This window comes from Microbacterium sp. HMWF026 (assembly GCF_003061325.1).
In the GTDB taxonomy this organism is placed as follows: Bacteria; Actinomycetota; Actinomycetes; order Actinomycetales; family Microbacteriaceae; genus Microbacterium; species Microbacterium testaceum_E.
The window spans coordinates 1-1,721 of sequence record NZ_QAJB01000056.1; the positions used below are offsets into that span (position 1 = coordinate 1).

The following is a 1,721-nucleotide window of genomic DNA, read 5'->3' on the forward strand; positions in this document are numbered from 1 at the left end:
CGCGGCGGCCGAGACGACCCCGACGGTCGGCATCTCGATGTCGTCCTTCCGTGGCGTCGGCGCCGGCCCCGACACCCCCGCCGCCGAGTCCACCCCCGGCGTCTCGGCGCGCCCCTCGGCCCGTCAGCCCGGTGCGATGGAAGCCCCCGAGGCTCCCGAGACCGTCCCCGGCCTGCGCGACAACGTCCTGCTCGGCAACGCCCTGGCCGAGATCTCGGGACCGGCCGAGCCCGCTCAGCTGCTGAACGTCGCCCGGCAGCTGCTGCAGGGCCACGTCTTCCTGCGCGTCAAGGGCGATGCCCGCGCCCTGCTGGCCGAGGGCAAGGACCTTCCCCTCGCCGTGGCGAACAACGGCGACGAGCAGCTCGTCCTCGCCTACAGCGGCGGCACGGCCCTGCGCGCGAGCGTCGAAGCCGACGGAGACCGCGACACGTCCGCGATGGGCCAGCCCATCATGGCGCTCCTGCGTCACGTGCTCAGCGGCCCCTACGGCGGCGTCGTGCTCAACCCGGCCGCGGCCGATGGACGCGCCGTCCTGCCCAAGGCGCTGCTCGAGCGGATGATGGCCGAGGCCGACCCCGAGCTGCGGATCAAGACCGCACTGTGCGAGACGCGCACCGACGACACGGCCGGCGTGGTCGTTGACGCCATCGTCGCCGACGCCCCCATGTGGATCGCCGTGGCGCGCACCGAAGAGGGTGGACCCGTCGGTGTCGCCGAATCGCGATCGGCCGCGGGCGAGCGCTTCCTCGAGGTGTTCACCCACCCGCTCGAACTCCTGGCCCTCGGGCGCGGCGACCAGCCGCTGCCCATCACCAAGGTTCAGCTCGCGAAGGCCCTGGCGGTGGATGCCGGGCTGACCGGCATCCTGATCGATCCGGCCGGACCCTGGATCCGCCTCACGCGCGACGAGCTCGCGCCCGTGATCGCCCTGGCCGAGGACGCCCCCGCGCCGAGCGCCTGACCTCGACCCGTGCAGCGGCCGTCGCGTTCGCGCGGCGGCCGCTGTCGTGTGGGCGGGGTGCGAGGCGGGGCCGTACGGCAGAGCGTCAGACGCCGTACAGCTCGCCGACCGGCACGGCGACCGGCAGCACATTGCCCGCGGGCGCGAGCGGGCACGCCCACATCGGGTCGTACGCGCACGAGGGGTTGTAGGCGAAGTTGAAGTCGATGACCAGCGAGTTCGGCGTCGAGCCGCGGCCCAGGTCGGCGCCCTTGATCGTGTCGAGCAGGTAGCGGCCCCCGCCGTAGGTGCCGCCCGGGCGTCCGGCCGCTGCGTCGCGCACGGGGACGAACAGTCCGCCCCCGTACGACGTGAGCCGCCACACGTCGAGGGAGCCCGTGTCGGGCAGTTCGACGCGACCGATGCGCTCGAAGCCGACCTCGCCGTCGGTGCCGGTCGTGGCGACGAACGACGCCTCGTCCGCGTCCAGGAGTTCCACCTCGAATCGCCAGGCCGCGTCGTACGGTGCGAGCGGCAGCCCGACGAAACCGTCGCGCTGCTCGGGCAGCAGGGGCGTCGCCGGGTGGTCCGCGAAGAGGGCGTCCCGCTCGATGCGCCACAGCTCGTGAGCGTCCTCGGGGTCGTCGGCCTCGCGGACGGCGTCGTAGAGGGCGAAGACGCGGCGACGCCAGTCGGCGATGTCCAGGGCGGTGCGGGCGGCAGCGGTGGTCATTGCTCCACCGTACGAGGCGCGGGGACGCGGTGGCCGGGGCTGGAC

At 74.0% G+C, this 1,721-nt stretch carries 2 protein-coding genes; one reads left to right on the forward strand and one right to left on the reverse strand.

Features of this window, described 5'->3' with window-relative positions; genetic code table 11:
• Positions 1 to 964: SseB family protein (locus DBR36_RS02690; RefSeq protein WP_108317450.1), on the forward strand; the 964-nt coding region annotated here is incomplete at its 5' end.
• Positions 965 to 1,049: 85 nt separating this feature from the next.
• Here DBR36_RS02690 and DBR36_RS02695 read toward each other — a convergent pair.
• Positions 1,050 to 1,676 carry a DUF1684 domain-containing protein gene (locus DBR36_RS02695; protein WP_108317451.1) on the reverse strand — a complete coding sequence of 209 codons (627 nt, stop codon included), beginning with the start codon at positions 1,674 to 1,676 and terminating at the stop codon, positions 1,050 to 1,052.
• Between the last annotated feature and the right edge of the window lie 45 nt (positions 1,677 to 1,721).

Excerpts from the sequence above, each read along its gene's own strand:
- DBR36_RS02695 (WP_108317451.1), bottom strand. The coding sequence starts at position 1,676 with ATGACCACCGCTGCCGCCCGCACCGCCCTGGACATCGCCGACTGGCGT.